General features: G+C 64.2%; 20 protein-coding genes. 7 read left to right on the forward strand and 13 right to left on the reverse strand.

Features of this window, described 5'->3' with window-relative positions:
* Positions 1 to 88: 88 nt before the first annotated feature.
* The 9 genes from E8M83_RS04850 to ubiE form a co-directional block, all read right to left on the reverse strand.
* Positions 89 to 298: a hypothetical protein gene (locus tag E8M83_RS04850; protein WP_137172258.1), complete on the reverse strand. Its 210-nt coding sequence runs from the start codon at positions 296 to 298 to the stop codon at positions 89 to 91.
* Positions 299 to 654: 356 nt separating this feature from the next.
* Positions 655 to 1110 carry a dihydroneopterin triphosphate diphosphatase gene (gene nudB / locus E8M83_RS04855; RefSeq protein WP_137172259.1) on the reverse strand — a complete coding sequence of 152 codons (456 nt, stop codon included), beginning with the start codon at positions 1108 to 1110 and terminating at the stop codon, positions 655 to 657.
* 59 nt (positions 1111 to 1169) lie between these two features.
* A complete protein-coding gene (aspS, locus tag E8M83_RS04860; RefSeq protein WP_137172260.1) occupies positions 1170 to 2972 on the reverse strand; it encodes an aspartate--tRNA ligase in 1803 nt (600 codons plus the stop codon).
* 69 nt (positions 2973 to 3041) lie between these two features.
* Positions 3042 to 3665, reverse strand: a complete 624-nt coding sequence (locus tag E8M83_RS04865; RefSeq protein WP_137172364.1) for a DUF502 domain-containing protein — start codon at positions 3663 to 3665, stop codon at positions 3042 to 3044.
* 49 nt (positions 3666 to 3714) lie between these two features.
* On the reverse strand, positions 3715 to 4053 hold the full coding sequence (locus E8M83_RS04870) for an FmdB family zinc ribbon protein (protein ID WP_137172261.1): 339 nt from the start codon (positions 4051 to 4053) through the stop codon (positions 3715 to 3717).
* A gap of 479 nt (positions 4054 to 4532) precedes the next feature.
* Positions 4533 to 6095, reverse strand: a complete 1563-nt coding sequence (gene ubiB / locus E8M83_RS04875) for a ubiquinone biosynthesis regulatory protein kinase UbiB (protein ID WP_137172262.1) — start codon at positions 6093 to 6095, stop codon at positions 4533 to 4535.
* Positions 6092 to 6772: an SCP2 domain-containing protein gene (locus E8M83_RS04880; protein ID WP_137172263.1), complete on the reverse strand. Its 681-nt coding sequence runs from the start codon at positions 6770 to 6772 to the stop codon at positions 6092 to 6094. The genes ubiB and E8M83_RS04880 overlap by 4 nt, the downstream gene beginning before the upstream one ends.
* Positions 6773 to 6893: 121 nt before the next feature.
* Positions 6894 to 7877 (reverse strand): Tim44 domain-containing protein, encoded by a 984-nt coding sequence (locus E8M83_RS04885; protein WP_137172264.1) that lies wholly within the window; start codon positions 7875 to 7877, stop codon positions 6894 to 6896.
* A gap of 23 nt (positions 7878 to 7900) precedes the next feature.
* Positions 7901 to 8635 (reverse strand): bifunctional demethylmenaquinone methyltransferase/2-methoxy-6-polyprenyl-1,4-benzoquinol methylase UbiE, encoded by a 735-nt coding sequence (gene ubiE / locus E8M83_RS04890; protein WP_137172265.1) that lies wholly within the window; start codon positions 8633 to 8635, stop codon positions 7901 to 7903.
* A gap of 470 nt (positions 8636 to 9105) precedes the next feature.
* Here ubiE and E8M83_RS04895 point away from each other — a divergent pair, with 470 nt between their 5' ends.
* From E8M83_RS04895 to E8M83_RS04930, 7 genes are all read left to right on the forward strand, one after another.
* Positions 9106 to 10446 carry a sigma-54 dependent transcriptional regulator gene (locus tag E8M83_RS04895; RefSeq protein WP_137172266.1) on the forward strand — a complete coding sequence of 447 codons (1341 nt, stop codon included), beginning with the start codon at positions 9106 to 9108 and terminating at the stop codon, positions 10444 to 10446.
* Between the two features lie 377 nt (positions 10447 to 10823).
* Positions 10824 to 13088 (forward strand): hypothetical protein, encoded by a 2265-nt coding sequence (locus E8M83_RS25885; RefSeq protein WP_170976695.1) that lies wholly within the window; start codon positions 10824 to 10826, stop codon positions 13086 to 13088.
* A 110-nt stretch (positions 13089 to 13198) separates the two neighbouring features.
* On the forward strand, positions 13199 to 13600 hold the full coding sequence (locus tag E8M83_RS04910) for a hypothetical protein (protein ID WP_137172269.1): 402 nt from the start codon (positions 13199 to 13201) through the stop codon (positions 13598 to 13600).
* Positions 13601 to 13611: 11 nt separating this feature from the next.
* Positions 13612 to 14286 (forward strand): C39 family peptidase, encoded by a 675-nt coding sequence (locus E8M83_RS04915; protein ID WP_137172270.1) that lies wholly within the window; start codon positions 13612 to 13614, stop codon positions 14284 to 14286.
* 14 nt (positions 14287 to 14300) lie between these two features.
* Positions 14301 to 14831, forward strand: a complete 531-nt coding sequence (locus E8M83_RS04920; RefSeq protein WP_137172271.1) for a hypothetical protein — start codon at positions 14301 to 14303, stop codon at positions 14829 to 14831.
* 34 nt (positions 14832 to 14865) lie between these two features.
* Positions 14866 to 16386 carry a hypothetical protein gene (locus tag E8M83_RS04925; protein ID WP_137172272.1) on the forward strand — a complete coding sequence of 507 codons (1521 nt, stop codon included), beginning with the start codon at positions 14866 to 14868 and terminating at the stop codon, positions 16384 to 16386.
* A gap of 195 nt (positions 16387 to 16581) precedes the next feature.
* Entirely contained in the window at positions 16582 to 16788 is a 207-nt protein-coding gene (locus E8M83_RS04930) for a cold-shock protein (RefSeq protein ID WP_109345346.1), read from the forward strand.
* A gap of 89 nt (positions 16789 to 16877) precedes the next feature.
* Here E8M83_RS04930 and E8M83_RS04935 read toward each other — a convergent pair whose 3' ends face one another.
* The 4 genes from E8M83_RS04935 to E8M83_RS04950 form a co-directional block, all read right to left on the reverse strand.
* Positions 16878 to 17318, reverse strand: a complete 441-nt coding sequence (locus tag E8M83_RS04935; RefSeq protein ID WP_137172273.1) for a gamma-butyrobetaine hydroxylase-like domain-containing protein — start codon at positions 17316 to 17318, stop codon at positions 16878 to 16880.
* A 14-nt stretch (positions 17319 to 17332) separates the two neighbouring features.
* Entirely contained in the window at positions 17333 to 17773 is a 441-nt protein-coding gene (locus E8M83_RS04940; RefSeq protein WP_137172274.1) for an HIT family protein, read from the reverse strand.
* Positions 17770 to 21792 (reverse strand): FAD/FMN-binding oxidoreductase, encoded by a 4023-nt coding sequence (locus E8M83_RS04945; protein WP_137172275.1) that lies wholly within the window; start codon positions 21790 to 21792, stop codon positions 17770 to 17772. The genes E8M83_RS04940 and E8M83_RS04945 overlap by 4 nt, the downstream gene beginning before the upstream one ends.
* Positions 21793 to 22047: 255 nt before the next feature.
* The gene (locus E8M83_RS04950) at positions 22048 to 22551 is read right to left on the reverse strand and encodes a YqaA family protein (RefSeq protein ID WP_137172276.1); all 504 of its coding nucleotides are present in this window, start codon (positions 22549 to 22551) and stop codon (positions 22048 to 22050) included.
* Between the last annotated feature and the right edge of the window lie 7 nt (positions 22552 to 22558).

Consider the following 22558-nt stretch of genomic DNA (forward strand, 5'->3'; position numbering starts at 1 on the left):
CGGGCCCAATCGTGCGCTCCAGCCAGCATGGCGCCGAGCGCGGCGGTCGGCGTCAAGCCGTCGCGCTCTTACTCACTAGCTGGAGCATTCAGGCGATGGCAAGCGAGGTGTCGTACACCGCCTCGTGGCCCGACACGATCATGCGGCGCGGGCGACTCTCTTGCTTGGCCTGTTTCTCCTGGCGCGGCGCCAGTGGGCCGCAGAGGCGCAGCCCGTCGAACAGGTCGATGAAGATGCAGTCGTCCCCTAGGGTGATTGCCTTAACTTTCTTGTCGCTATTCGGTTCGAGGTTATCCATTTTATCTCCCAGAATCATCCACTTAAAAGTTGCACATCAAAAATTCACCATGGGTGAACAGCTGACCTTAATCCACACATTTACAACTGTCAAACGTGGAAAATCTCGTGCAAATACCAAAATGCAAAATTTCCTACTGTTATCAAAAAAGCACTTCAACTGTAATCAAATGTATTTTCATAGGAGAGAATGCGCTTGAGCGAGCGCATGTGCGTGGCGGCGCACAGACGATTTCCTAAAAAAGTACCTACGTACTTTTGTTAAAAAACGTCATTTTATTGCTCAACTATGTGATATTTCAATGATGATTTTGCGCAAAAGAACTGCATTTAGGAAATTTTATTTTCCTTGGGCAATCATTGCGGGAAGTGCCGGGGTAGTTGCAGGATGGCTTCGGCGTTCGACGACGAGAAGCAGCGGTCGGCGGCTTCGAGCCAGGGCAGCCAGGCATGGTTCACGTGCTCACGCGGGCTGAGGAGGATGGGGATGTCGCGCGGCACGCAGACCGAGAACACATGCTCGGTATTGTGGGTCACGCCGGGGGCGTAGCGGTGACGCCAGACAGGGTAGATTTCGTAGATATTGGCGAGCTGCCAGTCGCGCAAGGCGATGCGTTCGCCATCGGCGACGATGCCGGTCTCTTCGAACAGCTCGCGCGCCGCGGTCTGCTCCAGCGGCTCGTCGGGCGCGTCGAGCGAACCGGTGACCGACTGCCAGAACCCCGGCCGGTCGGCGCGCTCGAGCACCAGCACTTCCATATCGGAAGTGTAGATCACGACCAGCACCGACTCGGGGATCTTGTGGGGCTTCATAAGCCGTCGCTGAGCGTGGGGCGGACGGCTGCGCCGCCCACCCCACGTCCAGTCAACCCTCAGGCCACCTTCGGCTCGTTACGCAGGCGGATATGCAGCTCTTTCAACTGCTTCTCGTCGACTTCCGACGGCGCATTGGTCAACAGGCACTGCGCGCGCTGGGTTTTCGGGAAGGCGATCACGTCGCGGATCGACTCGGAGCCGGTCATCAGGGTGATCAGGCGATCCAGGCCGAAGGCCAGGCCACCGTGCGGCGGCGCGCCGTACTGCAGCGCGTCCAACAGGAAACCAAATTTGAGCTGCGCTTCCTCGGCGTCGATCTTCAGCGCGCGGAACACCTTGCTCTGGACTTCTTCGCGGTGGATACGGATCGAGCCGCCACCCAGTTCCCAACCGTTCAAGACCATGTCGTAGGCCTTGGCGATGCAGGCGCCAGGGTTGGTCTCGAGCATGTCTTCGTGGCCGTCCTTCGGTGCGGTGAACGGGTGGTGGGTCGCGGTCCAGCGGTCGCCGTCTTCGTCGTATTCGAACATCGGGAAGTCGATCACCCACAGCGGCGACCACACCTCGTCGAACAGGCCGGCCTTCTTGCCGAATTCCGAGTGGCCGATCTTGACGCGCAGCGCGCCGATGGCGTCGTTGACGACCTTGGCTTTATCCGCGCCGAAGAAGATCAGGTCGCCGTCTTGCGCGCCCGTCAGTTCCAGGATCTGGGTGAGCACTTCGTCGGACAGGTTTTTCACGATCGGCGACTGCAGGCCGTCACGGCCTTTCGCCTTCTCGTTGACCTTGATATAGGCCAGGCCCTTGGCGCCGTAGATCGCGACGAACTGGGTGTAGGCGTCGATTTCCGAACGCGGCATCGAACCGCCCTGCGGCACGCGCATGCCGACCACGCGGCCGTTCGGCATGTTTGCCGCGCTGTTGAACACCTTGAACTCGACCGACTTCATCAGTTCGGTCAGTTCGGTGAATTGGAGCTTGACGCGCATGTCCGGCTTGTCCGAGCCGTAGGTGCCCATCGCGGTGGCGAAGTCCATCACCGGGAACGGGTTCGGCAGTTCGATACCGGTGGTGTTCCTGAACACGACGCGCATCATCTCTTCGAACAGGTCGCGGATTTCCTGTTCGGTCAGGAACGAGGTTTCGCAGTCGATCTGGGTAAATTCGGGCTGGCGGTCGGCGCGCAGGTCTTCGTCGCGGAAGCACTTGGTGATCTGGTAGTAGCGGTCGAAGTTGGCCACCATCAGCAGCTGCTTGAACAGCTGCGGCGATTGCGGCAGCGCGAAGAAGTTGCCGGCGTTGACGCGCGACGGCACCAGGTAGTCGCGCGCGCCTTCCGGGGTCGACTTGGTCAGCATCGGGGTCTCGATGTCGATGAAGCCCAGGTTGTCCAGGTATTTGCGCACTTCCATCGAGACTTTATAACGCAGCTTCAGGTTGTGCTGCATCTGCTGGCGGCGCAGGTCGAGCACGCGGTGCGTCAGGCGGGTGGTTTCCGACAGGTTGTCGTCGTCCAGCTGGAACGGCACCGGCACCGAGGCGTTCAGCACTTCGACTTCGCTGGCGTTGATCTCGATCTTGCCCGACTTCAGGTTGTTGTTGACCGTGCCTTCCAGGCGGTTGGTCACGGTGCCGACGATGCGCAGGCAGTACTCGTTGCGTACGTGCTCGGCGGCCTTGAAGACGGCGGCATTGTCCGGATGGCAGACCACCTGCACCAGGCCTTCGCGGTCGCGCAGGTCGATGAAGATCACACCGCCGTGGTCACGGCGGCGGTGCACCCAGCCGCACAGGCTGACGGTTTGGCCCAGCAGTTCCTCGGTCACGAGGCCGCAGTAGTTGGTACGCATGGTGGACATAGTTTTCGTTCCAGGTTGGTTGATTGCTCGCGCCGCCATCGAGGGCGGCCTCTGTTCTTTGATTCGGTGTTACTTGATCGCTGCGGCCTGGGCATTCGCCGGCACCTCGGCCGGCGCGACCACGCCCATCGAGACGATGTACTTCAGGGCCGCATCGACCGTCATGTCCAGCTCTTTCACGCGGCTGCGTTCCATCATCAGGAAGAAGCCGGAAGTCGGGTTCGGCGTGGTCGGCACGTAGACGCTCACGTAGTCGCCGCCCAGGTGGCCCGCCACTTCGCCGCCCGGCACGCCGGTGAGGAAGGCGATGGTATACGAATCGGCATGCGGATACGGAACCAGCACGGCCTGGCGGAAGGCATTGCCCGACGGCGAGAACAGCGTGTCCGACACCTGCTTGACGCTGCCGTACAGCGAGCTCACCACCGGCACCCGCTTGAGCAGGCGCTCGCCCAGGCGCACGATGTAGTTGCCGACCAGGTTGTTGGTCAAGAGGCCGGTCAGGAACACGATGGCCAGGGTCAGCACCGCGCCGAAGCCCGGTACGTCGACGCCGAACATGGTGCGCGGCTGCCAGGCATCGGGCACGAACAGCAGCGACTGGTCGAGCGTGCCGATGATCAGGTTCAGGACCCAGGCCGTAATGACCAGGGGCACCAGGACCAGCAAGCCGGTGATGAAATATTTGCGCATCGGATTCCCGTTGTTCTTGTTGGCGCGCGGCATCGAGGCCGCGCCTGGATCAGGTGCCGCTCTTGTCGCCGCCGCTCGGCGTGGCCGGCGCCGCAGGCGTGGCCGCAGCCGCCGGGGCGCTGGACTCGGTCGACGCTACCGGTGTGGCGCCGTTGCCATTGCCGGCGCCATTGCCATTGCTGGCCGTGCCGGTGGCCGGAGGCGTGCCGCCACGGAAATCGGTCACATACCAGCCGCTGCCCTTGAGCTGGAAGCCGGCGGCAGTCACCTGTTTCTTGAAGGACGACTTGGCGCAGGACGGGCAAACGGTCAGGACCGGATCCGATATTTTTTGCAGTACATCTTTGGTAAAACCGCATTCTTCGCAGCGGTAGGCGTAAATCGGCATGCTGAGTGCTCCGCAAAAATCTTCAAAACCCTGAATTATAAAGCTTTTACACAGGGATTTGCCGTTTGGGGCTGCAACGGCTGGCACAGACTCGGGATCGGGGCAAGCGCGCACGCAACGATGTTGTTTTTCACCATCGTCAACAAGTGTTTCGTTTGCTCAAGCATGCCGCAGATGTTTTAATACGGCCTTCTTCACCGAATGTTGGTGGTTGGAAATACCAGCCACTCCCCGCAAAGAAGAAACAGAAGACTGCGCGATGCCTGCATCAGCGCGGTCCGTACAAGAACACTAGCTTGCCAAGCCCGCGTATGCGGGCTTTTTCTTTTGGCGCCGTGGCTGCGCGGACGTCAATTGAACGCGTGCCGATCGTAGGGTTGGCGGCTTCGACGCCGACGCGGTGATGGTTGGCAGCGAGATCATCCTGAGCGAGAACAGCGTCGATAACAATCACCGCGTCGGCGGCATAGCCGCCGACCCTACAGCAGGTACAGCGCCACCAGCCCCACACCGAACCCCGCCGCCATGCAGGTCAGGAACGCCAGCATGCGATTGGTCCGCCGCTGCTCGAGCAGCACCATCGCCAGCATGTCGCCATTGCCCACATGCGGGTTGGTCAACTGCCCTTTCGCTTCGCGCTCCAGCACCTGGTGCACCAGGCGCGGCAGTTGTGGGAAGATCTGGGCATAGCGCGGCGCCTCGGCGCGCAGGCGCTCGGCCAGGCCTTTCCAGCCGACCTGCTCCGTCATCCAGCGCTCCAGGTAGGGCTTGGCGGTCTTCCACAAGTCGAGATCGGGATCGAGCTGGCGACCCAGTCCTTCGATATTGAGCAGGGTCTTTTGCAGCAGCACGAGTTGCGGCTGGACCTCGACATTGAAACGGCGCGAGGTCTGGAACAGGCGCAGCAGCACCTGGCCGAACGAGATATCCTTCAACGGCCGGTCGAAGATCGGCTCGCAGCAGGCGCGCACCGCCGCTTCCAGCTCGTCCACCCGCGTGGTCGACGGCGCCCAGCCCGATTCGATGTGCGCCTCGGCCACCCGCTTGTAGTCGCGGCGGAAGAAGGCCAGGAAATTCTGCGACAGGTAATCCTTGTCGAAATCGGTCAGGGTGCCGACGATGCCGAAGTCCAGCGCGATATAGCGGCCCAGGGTCTCGGGCGCGGTCGAGACCAGGATATTCCCCGGGTGCATGTCGGCGTGGAAGAAGCCGTCACGGAAGACCTGGGTGAAGAAAATCTCCACGCCATCGCTCGACAGCTTCTTGAGGTCGACGCCGGCCGCGGCCAGCCGGTCGATCTGCGAGATCGGGATGCCGACCATGCGCTCCATCACGATCACGCTGCTCGAGCAATAGTCCCAATACATCTCGGGCACCATCAGCAAGTCGGACCCGGCAAAGTTGCGGCGCAGCTGGCTGGCATTGGCGGCCTCACGCATCAGGTCCAACTCGTCGTGCAGGTATTTGTCGAACTCGGCCACGACTTCGCGCGGCTTCAGGCGCCGCGCCTCGGCCCACACGCGTTCGATCAGGCTGGCCGCCAGCCGCATCAGGGCCATGTCTTCGTCGATCAGCTTCTTCATGCCGGGACGCAGCACCTTGACCGCAACCTCCTTGCCGTCCTTCAGCTGGGCAAAGTGGACCTGGGCAATCGAGGCCGAGGCCACCGGCTCCCGGTCGAACCGGGCAAACAGCTCGTCGGGATGGGCGCCCAGCGAGCGCGTGATCTGGGCCACGGCCAGCTCGGAACCGAACGGCGGCACCCGGTCTTGCAGCAGCGCCAGCTCGTCGGCGATATCGGGGGGCACCAGGTCGCGCCGGGTCGACAGCACCTGGCCGAACTTCACGAAGATCGGGCCCAGCTCTTCGAGCGCCTGGCGCAGGCGGATCGCGCGCGGCGAGGTGATCGTGCGCCAGAAGAAGAAGGTGTTCATCAGGCGCGCGGTGCGCGGGGCATTGATGCTGGTGACGGCGATCTCGTCGAGGCCATACCTGGTGAAGACGGTGAGGATGCGCAGCAGGCGCAGGAATTTCAATATCATCGACGATCCGGATGGTGATCTGCGCGGGCAAGAATCAGGGTGGAAGATTGCGCGGCATCGCGCTGGGCCAGCTGTTGCTCGAGGCGCGCGATGCGCTTGGCGGCGCGCTCGACGTCGTCGCGCAGGCGCACCACGTCGGTGGCGAAGGCTTCGCGCTGGACTGGCCGCACCAGTACCGGCCGCTCTTCGGCCAGGAATTCGGCCAGGTTCTCGGCCAGGCGCCGCCCCGCTTCGGCCGCGCCTTCGGCGCCGCGGCGCGCGCTCGCGACCAGGCGCTGCGCGCCCAGCGGCCCCACGACCCGCTCGAGGTCGTGCTCGGCATCCCAGCGCAAGCCATTGGCCAGCTGCGAGATCACGTTGGCGAACTCGGCGTCGCCTTCGATCTTCACGTACGACAGCGCGCGCGTGCGGTCCTGGGCGATCAGCGGCAGGTCGGCCGGCTTCACGCGGATGGTGACGCTGGCCGCGGCGTCGATCTGGCTGGCTTCGAGCAGGCCGTCGCGCGCGACGTGCAGGCGCAGCCGGACCAGGCCGGCGTCGATGCAGGCGTCCTTGCCGGCATGGCGCGCGAGCTGGGCCCGGGCCCAGGCTTCCTGGGCCAGCAAATGGTTGATCGCGGCGACCGCGGACAGCGTGAGCGCGTGCTGCGGCGACAGGGAGGAAAGACTCGGCAACATGAACAGGACGACCCTTAAAAAACAAAACCGCCCGGGTTGACGCGGGCGGTTTTGATCTTACCAGTTCGCCGGGCGCAAACCCGGCGACACGGAATGTTTATCGAAAAATAATTCCGCCAAACTAGTTCGTTTGCTGGATACCGGCCAGCACCCAGCCGCCCGAGCCCGACAGCGGCTTCGACATATTCCAGACTTCGACGAATGGCTCCGGCAGCGCGTCTTTCGCGCTGCGGATCATGGCGTTGAACTGCACGCTCGCCAGGTAGTCGGTCGCGGTCTTTTCGATGCCCAGCAGCTGGGCGTCGATATTGACCACATCGGTGTAGTCGGCCACGCCGCCGCGCTCCTGGATTTGCATCTTGAGCTCGGCGAAGACTTCAGGCGCGGTGAATTCGCGCAGGTCGTCGGTGTCGCCGCGGTCCCAGGCCGCTTGCATGCGGATGAAGGAAGACTTCGCATGGCGCAGGAAGGTTTCGCTGTCGAAGTCGCTCGGCACGCCCCATTGTTGGTAGGCCGGCGCGGCGGCAGCGCCGCCAAAGCCCGCTGCACCACCTTTATCGAGCGCCACATTGCCCTGGAAAGCCGAAGGGCCGTTACGCAGGCCCGAGCCGATTTCTGGCGTGGCGCCGGCGCCGGCCGGCTGCGGCTTGAAGCCGGAGCCGGCACCGAACGTCGCCGCCGATGGATTGGCCGGCGTGTCCTTGCGACGCAGCATGCGCACGATGAAGAAGATCACGCCGCCGATCAGCGCGATCATGAGGATCGCCGAGATCGCGCTTGCCAGCGCGCCGCCGATGCCCAGGTGCGACAGCAGCATGCCCAGGCCCAGGCCCAGCAGTGCGCCGCCCAGGATATTACGCATCATGCTCGGTTTCTTGGCAGCAGCAGCCGCGCCCGCGGCACCTGCGCCAGCGGCGGCAGGCGCAGCCGAATTCGGCGTCTGGCGCTGCATGCTCTGGGCCGGCGCAGGGGCCGGGCCCTGCTGCTGCACGGACTGCGATTGCCGTCCCATCGAACGCTTGCCGCCCATTGGTCGGGCGAAGGCGTCCGCCACCATCGCGAACGCGGTGACTGCCAACATCGTCGTGACCAGGAATTTTTTCATCGTCTCCGTCCTTAGAATTGAAACTACAGTTTGATACCGGTGTGCAATGCGGCCACACCCGCCGTCAGGTTGAAGTACTGGACCCGCTCCAGTCCCACATCTTGCATCATCCCCTTCAGGGTGTCCTGGTCGGGGTGCATGCGAATCGATTCGGCCAGGTAGCGATAGCTCTCGGCATCGCCGGCGATCTTCTGGCCCAGCCACGGCAGCACCGAGAACGAATACACATCGTACGGCTTTTGCAATGGGGCGATCACTTTTGAAAATTCCAGCACCAGCAGCTTGCCGCCCGGCTTGAGCACCCGGCGCATCTCGGCCAGGGCCTGGTCTTTGTGGGTCATATTGCGCAAGCCGAAGGCGACGCTGACCCGGTCGAAGTAATTGTCTGGGAACGGCAATTTTTCGGCGTCACACAACATGGTTGGGGTGACAAGCCCTTTATTCAAGAGCCGATCGCGCCCCACGCGCAACATCGACTCGTTGATGTCGGTGAGCCAGACCTCGCCGGTCTTGCCCGCCTGCTTCGCGAAGGCCTTGGCCAGGTCGCCGGTGCCGCCGGCAATATCGAGCACCTTGAAGCCGGGACGCACGCCGGCCTGGGCGATCGTGAACAGCTTCCAGGCGCGGTGCAGCCCGGCCGACATCAGGTCGTTCATGACGTCGTACTTCGAGGCGACCGAATGGAAAACCTTGGCGACTTCCTGGACCTTCTGGTCCTCGGCGACGGTCTTGTAGCCGAAGTGGGTGGTATTGGTCATATGTGCAGAGCAGGTGGGTGTTGCCGCATTATACAAGCAGCCCGGGGACGGGCCGCGCCATTGGGGGGCTGCGTCGAGTGGCCCCGATTTGCTGCGGTATGGAATCTTTCACACGCCCTTGTTGGACGGGCACAACGTGAAAAGCGCTAACAGGCTGCTCAGCAGCGGTGCCAGACCCATGCAACCCTTCCAGCATAGGGACGAGCCCGGTAAGATTGATAGCACGTAACCAACAGAATTGCATTGATATCCATAAGTAAAAGTAAATACTACATGCATGATTGCACATGTCATTAAGTTTCTATTAATGTTTGTGCGCCATGGAAAATGCATTTCAGGTCTAATGGAACAATACTTTTCGTGTCAGCAACCCGCGCGACGGAATCGGCTGCCACAGGGATGAGTCATGCCATCGCGCACCGGGACTCACAACAATGAAGCTGGCCACACCAGCGATAACGAGGGCAACGGTGTCTGTTAAACGTCTGTTATGCATTTCGAGTGAAGGTAGCGCACGCGCGCGCGCCTGCCATGGCGAACTACCCGGCTGGGATGTGTGCGTGGTCGAGAACATCGCCGCCGCGCGCAAGGTCCTGTCGCAGCAGCACTACGGGGTCGGCCTGCTGCTCGACCGTAGCGACGGCGCGGCCGACGCCGAGGTCGAGCGCTTCCTGCGCCAGCACCACCACACGCGCTGGATCGGCGTATTCGATGCGCCACGCCTCGAACAGCCGGCGCTGCGCGAGCTGGTCGCCGCCCACCTGTTCGATTTCCATACGCGTCCGGTCGACGCCTTGCGCCTGAAGCATTCGCTCGGCCATGCGCACGGCATGGCGACGCTGGCCAAGACCATCCCGCCGCAGCGGCGCCTGGACGCCCAGCGCGCCAGCCACATCGACGGCGCTTCGCGCGCCATCGAGCGCCTGCGCGCCCACATCGACAAGATCGCCGCGGTCGACGCGCCGGTGCTGATTTCGGGCGAGAGCGGCAGCGGCAAGGAACTCGCGGCCCAGGAGATCCACCTGCAGTCGCAGCGCGCGGGCGGCCCCTTCATCGCCATCAATTGCGCGGCCGTGGCGCCGGCCCTGATCCACTCGGAACTGTTCGGCCACGAGCGCGGCGCCTTCACCGGCGCCACCCGCGACAAGCAGGGCCTGCTCGAAGCGGCATGCGGCGGCAGCATCTTTCTGGACGAGATCGGCGACCTGCCGCTCGACCTGCAGGCGAGCCTGCTGCGCTTCCTGCAGGAGCGCGTGATCTACCGCGTCGGCGGCACCCGCACCATCGCGGTCGATGCGCGCGTGATTGCCGCCACCCACGTCAACCTGCCGCAGGCGGTGGCCGAGGGTCGCTTCCGCGAAGACTTGTACTACCGCCTGAGCGTGTTCCCGATCCGGGTGCCGCCGCTGCGCGAACGCAAGGAAGACTTGCCGCTGCTGACCGACCTCATCTTCAACAAGTATGCGGCCGAACGCAGCCCGCAACTGAAGGGCGTGAGCCGCGAAGCGCTGCAGGCCATGGCGCGCTATGAATGGCCGGGCAATGTGCGCGAACTGATCAACCGGGTGCGGCGCGCCATGGTGCTGGCCGAGCAGCGCCTGATCATGCCGGAAGACCTCGACCTGCCCAGCGCCGGCCCGATCTGCCCGGTCAAGGAAGGCCTCGGCAACTCGCGCCTGTCGGCCGAGCGCGTCGCCATCGGCGAGAGCCTGGCGCGCAGCGGCAACAACATCAGCCAGGCCGCGCGCGACCTGGGTGTCTCGCGCATGACACTGTATCGCCTGATGGCCAAGCACTCGATTTCCTCGTAAGCCTCTCCCCCGCCCCGCCGTCGGCCCTCTCCTACGGCGTCTTCCCTTGATTTAACAGGCTTTTCTCGCGTGCACCTTGCTTGCCGGCAGCGTGCGCTCGCCACGCTTTCACTCTGTAGAAAGGCTGTATCGCTTGCAAATTGATACAGTTTTGTGAACTTTTTTATAACTTTGTCACAACTCTGAGACACTTTGATAGCGGGCTATTGTTCGCCTTCATCTATCTCTGTCACACAACTGAAACTCATCAAATTAGTCCTACATAATCAATGACTTAAATATAAGGCATTCAGCTGGCATGGCTCCTGCTAATAGACGGATGGACCGGGAGTCATGGGACCCCGGGAATTCAACTCAGTGACATTAGGGGAGCAATAATGAAGCGCACTATCCTGGCAACCGCGATCGCCCTGGCATTCAGCATGGCCCACGCACAAGAAAATTCCGTCAACGACGTCCGCGGCGGCAATACCCAGACTTCGACAATCACTACCGATAACAGCACCGTCACTGATTCGCGCAATAACGGCAACACCGCAACGACCACGAATACCAACAACAGCATGAACGACAGCAATAACACTGCGACGTCGACGAACACCAATAGCAGCACGAACGACAGCAACAACACCGCAACGAACACGAACACCAGCACCACGACCAACACCAACAACAGCCAGGCCAACGACAACAGCCAGGCCAACAACAGCAGCACCAACACCAGCACTGACAACAGCCAGGCCAACAGCAACAACACGTCGACCAACACCGACAACACCCAGGCCAACAACAACAGCCAGCAGAACAACAACAGCCAGCAAAACAACAACAGCCAGCAGAACGACAACAGCACGACCAACAACAACAACCAGGTTGACCGCTCGGACAACCGCGTTGCCAACAACACGAACACCCAGACCGACACGCGCAGCAACACCAACACCGAGACGATCGACAGCAACGACACGATCTCGACCACGACCACCAACACCACCACCAACGACAGCAGCCGTGACAGCTCGGGCCAGAACAACAGCTCGGGTGATGCACGCGCGGCAGCCGCTGGCGCGGCAGCGGCCAACAACGGCGGCAGCGCCACCTCGTCGGTCGCCAACTCGTTCAACACCTCGACCGCCAATGCCGTCAGCTCGATGACCGGCACCGTGTCGGGCAACAACATCAGCAACATCGGCAACAACGCCTCGAACACCGGCGGCGCCAACGGCGCAGGCGGCTGGGGCGCGGCAGGCGGCGTCGGCAACGGCGGCGCGAACTCGGCCACCGGCGCAGCCGGCGGCACCGGCAACGGCGCGGCTGGCGCGGCTGGCGGCGCAGGCGGCTACGCTGCTGCCGGCACCGCATCGACCGGCGCATCGACCGTCGGCAACGCATCCGGTGGCGCCGGCGGCGCATCGGGCGCAGCTGACTCGGTCGGCGGCGCAGGCGCATCGGGCGCGGCTGGCGGCTACGCTGCCGGCGGCAACGGCGCGGCAGGCGGCGCAGGCACCGGCGGCGCCGGCGCTTCGGGCGGCGCAGCCAACGGCGGCTCGGGCGCAGCAGGCGGCGCAGCTACCGGCGGCGCAGGCGGCGCAACCGGCTCGCTGGCTGGCGGCAACGGCGGCGCGAACGGCGCCATCAGCACCGGCACCGGCGGCGCGGGCGGTGCCGGCGAATCGAACGGCGGCGCAGGCGCAGCCGGCGGCATCGGCGGCGCAGGCGGCATGGGCGGTTCCTCGACCGGCTCGAGCCTGACCGCATCGAACGGCGCCAGCGGCGGCGGCGCTTCGATCGGCGATGCCACCGCATCGACCGGCGCAGGCGGCACCCCAGGTTCGGATCCTGCCGGTTCGGGCGGCGCCAGCGGTGGCGCAAGCAACACCGGCGGCACCTCGACCGCAGGCAGCCCAACCAGCGGCGCCAGCTCGGGCACCGCGGGTGACTCGATGGCCGGCGCCGGCGGCGCAGGCGCAACCGGCGGCGCAGGCGGTTCGGGCGCGGCTGGCACCAACACCTCGGGCGCTGGCGCAGCAGGCGGCGCAGCCACCGGCGGCACCGCAGGCGCGGGCGCTTCGCTGGCCGGCACCGGCGGCGCGGGTGCGGCCGGCACGGCTGGCGCAGGCGGCTCGGGCGCAGCTGGCACGGCTGGCACCGGCGGTAACGGCGCCGAAGGCACCGGCGGCGCAGGCGGCGCTGGCCAGGGCGGTACCGCAGGTACCGGCGGCGCGGGCGGTTCGGGCGCTGAGTCGACCGCATCGACCGGCACCGGCGGCGCCGGCGGCGCAGCGACCGGCGGCTCGGCTACCGGCGGTTCGGCCACCTCGGGCGACGCGACCTCGGGCGCCGGCGGCGCAGGCGGCGCGGGCGGCACCACCAACGGCGGTGCAGGCGGCTCGACCGGCGAAATGGTGGCTGGCGCAGGCACCGGCGGCTTCGGCGGCGCTGGCACCGGCGGCAACGGCGGCACCAACAACGTGTCGGCAGGTAACTTCGACATGTCGAACTCGATGAGCAACATCGCTCAGTCGGCAGCTGGTATCTCGATCATCAGCCAGAACAACGGCTTCTCCTCGCTGATCCAGCAAAGCGTCAACGTTCAGTCGAACATGAACGTCGGCGGCACGACCCCAAGCGGCGGCCAATAAGCAGTAGGTAAGCGGCCAACCGGCGGTGCGGATCGCGGCCCATGCGCTGAACCGCACCGTTTTCGCCACGCGGCATCCCCGCCGCGTGGCGGCTTTACGAGCGAGGCATCATGAAACGCAATTTCCAAGTTAACGCGCTCCTGCTGGCAGCCTGCATGGCGCTGCCGGTGGCGGCCCAGGCTGCGGAGCCGGCGAAGCTGCCGGTGGTGGTTGGCTTCCTGTCGAAGGTGGACGTTGCACCGAGCCAGGACGATGGCTTCACCAAAGGCTGGGGCAAGACGACCGACGCCGAGGAACTGGGCGGCCTGCGTGGCGGCGCCGACATCGTCACGACCGAGGCGACCCTTGGCGGCACCGTCGGCAACAACACGGCCACCAACGTGACCACCGGCTTCAACGTCATCGACAACGGCTCGTTTGCGAATTCCTCGGGCTTGCCTGTCGTGATCCAGAACTCCGGCGCGAACGTCCTGATCCAGAACGCGACCGTCATCAACCTGCAGTTGCAATAGGCATCCAGAGCATGAAGCAAGGTATTCTGCTCGCCGCCCTGTGCGGCATCCTGCTGGCGCCGGCTCCGGCGCCAGCACTCGAACTGGCGGTCGTCGGGCGCGTCAACGTGCCGGTCACCAGCCTCAAGGACATCAAGTTCAAGCGCACCACGCGCCAGCAGTACGACTACAGTTGCGGCGCCGCCGCCTTGTCGACCCTGCTGTCGCACCACTACGCTACCCCGGTGCCGGAACAGGACGTGTTCCAGCAGATGTACAACACGGGCGACAAACCCAAGATTCACAAGGAAGGCTTCTCGCTGCTCGACATGCAGCGCTTCCTGGCCACGCGCGGCTTTCGCGCCGACGGCTTCAAGCTGCCGATCGAAAAGCTGATCGCCGAAAAACTCCCGGCCATCGTCCTGATCACCGACCGCGGTTTCAACCACTTCGTGGTGGTGAAAGGCGCCGAGGACGGCCGCATCCTGATCGGCGACCCGTCCACCGGCAACCGCGTGGTGAGCATGGAGCGGTTCCAGGAAATCTGGCGCAACAAGATCCTGTTCGTGATCCACAGCCACAAGGATGGCATCGCCTTCAACACGCCCGAAGACTGGCGCAGCGCCCCGCGCGCGCCGCTCGGCACCGGCATGCACCAGGACCAGCTCAGTGCTTCGCTGCCGAAGTTCGGTCCTGGCGATTTTTGACCAAAGGATGTGATATGCGCTGGCCTAACTTCAAATCGATGATCCAACGTGGCGCCCTGCTGGGCGCCTTGTGCGCCGCTGTCGGGACCACGCCCTTGGTACAGGCAGCCGATGGCGCCGGCATCGCCGGTTTCGGTACCCCGGTCGGGGCCGAGGCGCTGGACGGCGCCCGCGGCGGCTTCGAGATCGCCGGCGGCCTGTCGGTGGCGCTCGGCATCGAGCGCGTGGTGTCGGTCAACGGCGAAATCCTGTCGCGCACCAATATCGCCATTCCCGACCTGGCCGCGATGACCGCCGACCAGGCCCGCCTGACGCAAGAGGCGCTGGGCGCGGCGCGCATGATCCAGATCGGCGGCAATAACTTCGCGGCTGCCGACCTCAATTTGCCGAATGGCGCGACCCTGGTACAGAACACCCTGGATAACCAGGCGATCAGCTCGGTGACGACCATTACCTCGGCCGTCAATAGCATGTCCCTGCTAAAAGACCTGAATTTCCATGGCACGATACGCGACGCCGTAGTACGTTCCCCGGGAACATTGTAATATTGCATTATTGTTAATATAATTGGAGATCTGGATGTATCCAAACGTCGCGCGGCTCGGCGCCGCCGGCCTGGCGGCCGCCCTCCTGGCGCCGCCCGTGCTCGCTCAACAACCTGCGGCCGAACCGGGCACCCAGGACCACAAGACCGAACTGTCCCAACTGAAGGACGAACTGGCCGAACAGCGGGCATTGGTGAATCGTCTGGTGCTGGAACTCCAGGCCCAGCGCGAACAGCTGCAGAAGATCCAGGCACCCGCTGCCGCGCCGGCGCTGGCGGCGCGCGAGCGCATCGTGGAAGAAACCGCCCCGCTGTCGGGCGCGCCGTTCGCGATTCCGACCGCGCTGGCCGACGGCGTCCTGCTGTCGCAGCAGCGCGGTACGGGCATGTCGATGACGGGCCAGGCGCCGGTGGCCCAGCCGCCGGTGCTGCCGCCGGCCGAGAGCGGCGTGGCGGCCCCACTGCCGCCGCAGCCGCGGCCGAACCAGCCGACCTTGCCGGCGCCCGGCCCGGCCCAGTCGCCGGCCCAGGCCCAGCGTCCGGCCCAGCAGCAACAGCCGCAAACGGCGCAGAACAACCCACGCCAGGAACCGAACCGCCCGCCCGAAGTCGCCCCGATCGGCGACACGCCGGGCGTGCTGACCCAGCGCGGCACCTATGTGCTCGAGCCATCGGTCCAGTACGGCTATTCGTCGAGCAACCGTGTAGCCCTGGTCGGCTACACCGTGATCCCCGCGATCCTGATCGGCCTGGTCGACGTGCGCGAGATCAAGCGCAACACCTTCACTACGGCGATCACCGGCCGCACCGGCATCAACAACCGGATGGAAGTCGAGGTCAAGGTGCCGTATGTCTACCGCTCGGACGCCACCGTCAGCCGCGAACTGTTCACCGGCACCGCGGTCGAGCGCGTATTCGACACCACCGGCAAGGGCCTGGGCGACATCGAGGTCGCCGGCCGCTACCAGCTCAACGACGGCGGCGCCGACAAGGGTTATTACATCGCCGGCCTGCGCTACAAGAGCCGCACCGGGCGCGATCCATTCGAGGTCGTGACCGATTGCGACACGCGCTGCATCGGCGAGAACGTGACCGGCACCGGCCTGCCGCTGGACCTGCCGACCGGTTCCGGCTTCCATTCGCTGCAGGGCACCCTGACCTGGCTGTATCCGTCGGACCCGGCCGTCTTCTTCGGCAACCTGAGCTATGTGCACAACTTCAAGCGCGACGACGTCAAGCGCCTGGTGCGCAACGGCGTGCGCGAGCCGCTGGGCGAACTGGAACCGGGTTATGTGCTCGGCTTTAACTTCGGCATGGGCCTGGCGCTCAACGACAAGGCATCGCTCAGCCTCGGCTACGACCACAGCACCATCGCGCGCATGAAGCAGAACGGTTTGCCGGTAGCCGGCTCGGTGCGCACCCAGCTAGGCACCCTGCTCCTGGGCTATTCCTATCGCCTGAGTCCGAAGCGTACGCTGAACATCGCCGTGGGCGCCGGCGTGACCCGCGATACGCCTGATGTCACCCTGACGCTGCGGGTGCCAATGACGTTCTGATCGGCGTCAAGATTTCGTGAAAACATGCGGTCTGGATGACCTGTGGTAAATACGTATACGATTGAAAAAACTTGCTTCCGTTTTAAGAATTTATCCTTATAATCAGAATTGCAATGTAGAGCGTGGCCCTGGTTTTTGTCCGAGGTACGCAAGCAGGGCATCAACGCAAAACAACTTATATTTGAGGGAATAAACATGGCTACTGGCATTGTCAAATGGTTCAACGACGCTAAAGGTTTCGGCTTCATCACCCCTGATGGCGGCGGCGAAGACGTATTCGCACACTTCTCGGCGATCAACGCCAACGGCTTCAAGTCGCTGCAGGAAAACCAGCGCGTGACCTTCGACATCACTGCCGGCCCAAAAGGCAAGCAGGCTGCAAACATCCAGCCACAGGCTTGATGCTGCACTAGCCCGCTTGATGCGGGCTTGCAAGAACAAGAGCACATCCAAGGATGTGCTCTTTTGTTTTGGGGGCGTGCCGGCGCGGCTTATTTGCAGCCGCAGCTACCCGAGCCGCAACCGCCGCCGCCCGACTTGGCCGGTGCGGCGCCAGCCAGCTGCGAGCCCGGCGCGCGGCCGCTCTCTTCGTCGAAGCCCGCAGCCTGCAGGCGCGCCAGGTACTGCTTCCACAGCGAGTCCTGGCTGCGGCCCAGCTCATACAGGTAATCCCAGCTGAAGATGCCGCTGTCGTGGCCGTCCGAGAAGGTCGGCTTGATGGCGTAGTTGCCGACCTGCTCGACGTCGGCGATGCCGACTTCGCGCTTGCCGACCTGCAGGACTTCCTGGCCCGGGCCATGGCCCTTCACTTCGGCCGACGGCGAATACACGCGCATCAGTTCAAACGGGATTGAATAGGCGCTGCCGTCATCGTAGGCGATGTCGAGCACGCGCGATTTCTGGTGGACAGTCAGTTCGGTTGGGTTGGGCATGAGTCTGTTCTCTATCAGTTAAAACGGCGCGCAATGGCGGCGCCCAGTTGTTCGGCCAGCGCGCGGCGCGCGGCCAGGGTCCCTGGCGCGGTCTCGCGCGCCGCCTGCGCCCACACGGGCGCCGGGAAATGCGCGTCGTCGGCGTAGCGTGGAATGATATGCCAGTGCAGGTGCGGCACCACATTGCCCAGGCTCGCCAGATTGACCTTCAGCGGCTGCATCACTTCGCGCACCGCCTGTTCGACCAGGAACACGGCCTCGTTCACGAGTAGGCGGTCTTCACGCGCCAGGTCGCTCAACTCGCGCACGTGGTCGTGCCAGATCACGCGGCAAAAGCCGGGATAGTTGGCGTCGTCGACGACGATGACGCTGAACTTGTCGCCGGCCCACGCCACAGGCGCGGACAGGTCGCACAGCTCGCAGCCAGCGACGGGAGCAGATGCGCGCACCGTCATACCAGCACCCGCTCGATGCCGCCGTTATTGGCGCGCGCCACATAATCGGGCAGCCAGTTCTCGCCCAGCAGGTGCTTCGCGATCTCAACCACGATGTAGTCGGCGGTGGTGCCCGAATCGTCGTTGTAGCGGTTCAGGCCCTGCAGGCAGGATGGGCAGCTGGTCAGGATCTTGACGTCGCCCTCGAAGCCGTCGGCACGCAGTTTATCCGCGCCCTTGACCATCTCGACTTCCTTGCGCGAACGGACCTGGGTCGCGATGTCGGGGCGGCTCACGGCGAAGGTGCCCGACTCGCCGCAGCAGCGGTCGTTCTTCTCGATCTTGACGTCGTCGTGGGTCGAGACCAGCGCATTGACCGTCTTTATCGAGTCCTGCTGCTTCATCGGATTGTGGCAAGGCTCGTGGTACATATAGCGGGTGCCGTTCACGCCTTCGAGCTTGACACCTTTCTCGAGCAGGTATTCATGGATGTCCATGATGCGGCAACCCGGGAAGATCTTCTCGAATTCATAGGTCGCCAGCTGGTCGTAGCAGGTGCCGCACGAGACCAGCACGGTCTTGATGTCGAGGTAGTTCAGCGTGTTGGCCATGCGGTGGAACAGCACGCGGTTATCCGTCATCATCTTGTCGGCCTTGTCGTACTGGCCGGCTCCCCGTTGGGGGTATCCGCAACACAAATAGCCCGGCGGCAGCACGGTCTGCACGCCCACTTCCCACAGCATCGCCTGCGTGGCCAGGCCCACTTGCGAGAACAGGCGCTCGGAGCCGCAGCCGGGGAAGTAGAACACGGCTTCGGTATCGGCCGTGGTCTTCCTGGGGTTGCGGATGATCGGGACGATCTTGTCGTCCTCGATGTCGAGCAGCGCGCGCGCCGTCTTCTTGGGCAGGTTGCCCGGCATCTTCTTGTTGATGAAGTGGATCACCTGCTCGCGCACGGGCGGCTTGCCGACCGTCGGCGGCGGCGCCGCCAACTGCGGCTTGGCCAGGCCCTTGAGCATGCGGTTGCCCAGGCGCTGGGCCTTGAAGCCCCAGTCGACCATCGCCTTGCGCGTGGCATTGATGGTGGTCGGGTCGGTCGCGTTCAGGAAGAACATCGCCGCGCGGTTGGCCGGCTTGAAGCTGCGCTTGTCCATCTTGCGCAGCAGGTTACGCATATTCATCGACACGTCGCCGAAGTCGATATTGACCGGACAGGGCGTGACGCACTTGTGGCACACCGTGCAGTGGTCGGACACGTCCTCGAACTCTTCCCAGTGGCGCAGCGAGACGCCGCGCCGGGTCTGTTCTTCGTACAGGAAGGCCTCGATCAGCGCCGACGTGGCGAGGATCTTGTCGCGCGGCGAATACAGCAGGTTCGCCCCCGGCACGTGGGTCGTGCACACGGGTTTGCATTTGCCGCAGCGCAGGCAGTCCTTGATGCTGTTGGCGATCTCGCCGATATCGCTCTGCTGCATGATGAGCGATTCGTGGCCCATCAGGCCGAACGACGGCGTGTAGGCATTGCGCAGGTCGGCGTGGGCGCCTTCGAGGTTGAGCAGCTTGCCCTTGTTGAAGCGGCCCTCGGGGTCGACGCGCACCTTGTAGTCGCGGAACTCCTGGATCTCGGAATCGAGCAGGAATTCGAGCTTGGTGATGCCGATGCCGTGTTCGCCCGAGATCACGCCGTCCAGCGATCGCGCCAGGCGCATGATGCGCTCGACCGCCTTGTGGGCGTCTTGCAGCATCGCGTAATCGTCCGAGTTCACCGGCAGGTTGGTATGGACGTTGCCGTCGCCCGCGTGCATGTGCAGCGCCACGAACACGCGCGAGCGCAGCACGCGCTTGTGGATCGCGCTCGCTTCGTCGAGGATGCACTGATAGGCGGCGCCGTTGAAGACCTGGCGCAGCGGCGCACGCACTTCGGCCTTCCACGAGACGCGCACCGTGTGGTCTTGCACCGCGTCGAACAGGCGCGCATCGGGCTGGATCGCCAGGCGGGCGTCGATTGCCGCCGACAGGTGATCGAGGCCGAGCGACTCGAGCTGATGGCGTACCTCGCCCAATTGCGCATCGAGATTGGCCAGGATGAAGGTCCAGCGCTTGTCGACCAGGTCGACCAGGGCGCGCGCCTGCAGCGGGCGGTCGCCCATGATCTCGTCGCGGTCGACGCCGTCGCCGGTCGCATCGTCGCTCTTGGCCAGCGGCAGGTGGTCGCTGGCGAGGTAGGCGCGCAGCTGGTCCACCAGCTGCAGCTTGTTCTTGATCGACAGCTCGACGTTGATGCGCTCGATGCCGTCGGTGTACTCCCCCATGCGGTTCAGCGGAATGACCACGTCTTCATTGATCTTGAAGGCGTTGGTGTGGCGCGCGATGGCCGCGGTGCGGGCGCGGTCGAGCCAGAACTTCTTGCGCGCCTCGGGGCTGACCGCGACGAAGCCTTCGCCCACGCGGGTATTGGCCAGGCGCACGACCTCGGAGGCGGCGATTGCCACCGCGTTCTCGTCGTCGCCGACAATGTCGCCGAACAGCGCCATCTTGGGCAGCACGCCGCGCTTGGACTTGGTGGCATAGCCGACCGCGCGCAGGTAGCGCTCGTCGAGGTGTTCCAGGCCCGCCAGGCGCAGCGTGGCAAACGCCGGGTCGCCGTTCTTCGGCAGGCTGTCGAGGTAATCCTTGATCTCGACGATCGACGGGATCGCGTCGCGCGCCTGGCCGAAGAATTCCAGCGCCACGGTGCGCGTGAACTTGGGCATCTTGTGCAGAATCCAGCGGCCCGAGGTGATCAGGCCGTCGGTGCCCTCTTTCTGGATGCCCGGCAGGCCGGCCAGGAATTTGTCGGTGACGTCCTTGCCCAGGCCTTCCTTGCGGAAGCGCCGGCCCTCGATGGTCAGCGTCTCGGTGCGGAACGGCTGGCCCTTCGGTGCACCCTTCACCGAAGGATGCGTCCATTCGAGCAGGAATTCGGCGGTCGGCGCATCGTGGATCTTGCCGAGGTTGTGGTTGATGCGGGTGACGTCGAGCCAGTCGCCGTTGGGGTCGACCATGCGCCACGAGGCCAGGTTGTCGAGCGCGGTGCCCCACAACACGGCCTTCTTGCCGCCCGCGTTCATCGCGATATTGCCGCCCACGCAGGAGGCGTGGGCCGAGGTCGGGTCGACCGCGAACACGAAGCCCGCCTTCTCGGCCGCCTGCGACACCCGCTGGGTGACCACGCCGGCATAGGTGTGGATGGTCGCGTAGTCGCGGTCCAGCCCCGGCATGGAGGTCATCTCGACTTCGCCGATGCCGATCAGTTTTTCGGTATTGATCACGGCCGACATCGGCGTGAGCGGAATCGCGCCGCCGGTGTAGCCGGTGCCGCCGCCGCGCGGGATGATGGTCAGGCCCAGCTCGATGCAGCCCTTGACCAGGCCGGCCATCTCGTCCTCGCTGTCGGGCACCAGCACCAGGAACGGGTATTCGACGCGCCAGTCGGTGGCGTCGGTCACGTGCGAGGTGCGGTGCATGCCGTCGAAGCGGATATTGCGCTTGTCGGTATAGGCGCCCAGCACCCTGGTGGCGCGCTTGCGCAGGTCGTAGGTTTCGGCGAATTCGCGGCCGAAGTCGTCCACGGCGCGGCGCGCGGCCGCGAGCAGCTGCTCGACCGCGGCGCTGCGGCCGGCGACGGCGGCGGGATCGCTGTCCGAAGCGGATGCGTCGAGCGCATCGACCGTGGTGCGGCGCTTGTCGATCTCGGCCAGCCGGTGGTGCAGCGCGTCGATCAGCTTGGCCCGGCGCTTCGGGTTGTCCAGCATATCGTCTTGCAGGTAGGGATTGCGGCGCACGACCCAGATATCGCCCAGCACTTCGTACAGCATGCGCGCCGAACGGCCGGTCTGGCGCGCGCCGCGCAGGCTGTCGAGCAACTCCCACGATGACTCACCGAGCAGGCGGATCACGATTTCGCGGTCCGAGAACGAGGTGTAGTTATAGGGGATCTCGCGCAGTCGCGCGGGTGCGTTGTCGGCAAGCAGGGTATGGATGTGTGCGGGGGCGTTCATGAATTCTGGTCGACGATCGGACAGGCCCGAAGGACATTCATTCTAGCTTATTGCGTTGCACCACGCTCGGTTAATGCCCGGACCGCCATTCTATGCTGCACAACAAAATGTCTATACTAATTTGATAGACCAAACTTTATTTGCTTACAAGTCTTTTGATGCATCATTCGTCATGCCGCAGGGCTTGAATGGCATACGTCATCCGGCGTTGTTCGTCGTTCCCAACTGCCCGGTACGCGCCCAAGATAAACGGTATCAGCCGGTAATACGGCTCAGCATATCACCGAGATTGGTCCAGAAACTGTCCGGGATGTACAGCAGCGCCAGCGTCATGGTGAGATAGCGCATGAACTTGCCGATCGCCATGTACAGCACGCTGGGCCAGAACGGCAGGTGCAGCCAGCCGGCCAGCGTGCACAGCGGATCGCCGATGCCTGGCAGCCACGACAGCAGCATGGTCTTGGCGCCATAGCGCTTGAGCCAGCCGAACCAGCGGCTCTGGCGTTCCTTCGCGAACGCCACCTTGGCGCGGTAGCCGAGGAAATAGTCGAAGGCGCCGCCCAGCGTGTTGCCGAGGGTGCCGACCAGGATTGCCGGCCAGAACATGTCGGGATTGGCCTTGATCACCGCGAACACGGCCGGCTCGGAGCCGAGAGGCAACAAGGTGGCGGAGACGAAGCTGACGATGAAGATCGAGGTCAGCCCGACGGTCGGTGCAGCCAGGAAGTCAAGCAGCCATTGGACAGCGGATTCGATCATGCGGGCT

The organism is Massilia sp. HP4 (genome assembly GCF_005222695.1).
Lineage (GTDB): Bacteria > Pseudomonadota > Gammaproteobacteria > Burkholderiales > Burkholderiaceae_D > Telluria.